Below are 1,396 nucleotides of genomic sequence, written 5' to 3'. Positions count from 1 at the left end.
GCAATCGGGCCGAGAGCAATCGGGCCGAGAGCAATCGGGCCGAGAGCAATCGGGCCGAGAGCAATCGGGCCGAGAGCAATCGGGCCGAGAGCGACCAGGCCACCGCTGAGCAGGGCGCCGGCCGCGACGCTCAGGCCGAGCACCGTGCCACCCTGACCCAGCCCCTTCTCGTACGAGGTGTCGGGATCGACGGCGAGGGTGCTGTCGACGTACCAGGACTCGAGGGGACCGCTGTCCAGGGCCCGGAACACGCCCTGCAACGCCCAGACGGCGAGCAGCAGGGCGAACGAGTCGGCGACCACCAGCAGACCCACCGAGACGAGGCCGACCAGGTTCGCCACCACCAGCACCGGCTTGCGGCCCAGCGCGTCGGCGAACCCGCCGGTCGGTAGTTCCAGGGCGAGCACCACCGCTCCCTGGGCGGCGACGGCCAGGCCGATCTGGGTCAGCGTCAGGCCCCGCTCCTGCATGAGCAGGATGGACACCGGGATCATCAGGCCGACCGGCAGCCAGCGCAGACCGTGCAGGACGAGGTAACGGCGGCGGATCTGGCGTACGCCGAGGTTGCTGGTCATTTCCGCCCCAGCAGCAGCGGCAGGACGGTGAGGAAGATCTGCACCTGCTCGGCGTCGGGCTCCTCCGGGTCGGCCTCGACGCGGTAGCGCTCGAGGATCTGCCACAGCTCGGTCTTGAGCGCCTCCAGCCGGGCCGCCGGGATGGTCATGAAGACGTCACTCATGCCGAACGCGTCACGCCACTGCGGCGACCACTGGTCACGGACGGCGAACCACCGCTCGGCGTGCTCGACGAAGTGGCGCACCTGCTCGGCCTGGATCCACTCGATCGCGGCCCGGGCGTCCGGGTCGTCGTCGAAGTCAGTGTTCTCCCAGCTGGTGACGTCGTGCGCGGCCCGCCACCAGCGCTGCCGCCCGGTGCCCCGCCCGGGCTCCTCGACGACCAGCCCGACCTCGGCCAACTGCCGCAGGTGGTAGCTGGTCGCACCGGTGTTGGTGTCCAGCAGCCCGGCAAGGTCGGTCGCCGTGGCCGGCCCCTTCACCCGCAACGCCCCGAGCAGCCGGGTCCGCAGTGGATGCGCCAGCGCCCGCACCTGCCGACGATCGATGCGCACCCGCCGCGGCGGAACCTTCTCAGCCATACCTCGCACACTATCCATGCACACTTCCTGTGCACAAGGCTTGTGCACAGGAAGTGTGCAACGCCAGCACCGCCGATCTTGCAGTTTCGGTCGCCGATTTGTCGCTGTTACTGCATTTGCCCCGACCGAAAGTGCAAGATCGACGAAGGCGCGGGGGGCGAGCGGCGCGGGGTGGCGAGCGGCGCGGGGTGGCGAGCGGCGCGGGGTGGCGAGCGGCGCGGGGTGGCGAGCGGCGCGGGG

General features: G+C 70.8%; 2 protein-coding genes. Both read right to left on the bottom strand.

What is annotated here, in order from left to right:
• Positions 1 to 575, bottom strand: a 575-nt coding sequence (locus tag Vqi01_RS30280) for an MFS transporter (protein ID WP_372444470.1), incomplete at its 3' end; no start/stop codon positions are given.
• The gene (locus tag Vqi01_RS30275; RefSeq protein ID WP_204038548.1) at positions 572 to 1,156 is read right to left on the bottom strand and encodes an ArsR/SmtB family transcription factor; all 585 of its coding nucleotides are present in this window, start codon (positions 1,154 to 1,156) and stop codon (positions 572 to 574) included. The genes Vqi01_RS30280 and Vqi01_RS30275, both read right to left, overlap by 4 nt.
• Positions 1,157 to 1,396 lie beyond the last annotated feature (240 nt).

The sequence above is a fragment of the Micromonospora qiuiae genome (assembly GCF_016863555.1).
In the GTDB taxonomy this organism is placed as follows: Bacteria; Actinomycetota; Actinomycetes; order Mycobacteriales; family Micromonosporaceae; genus Micromonospora; species Micromonospora qiuiae.
This window is presented reverse-complemented; position numbering and strand designations above follow the sequence as displayed.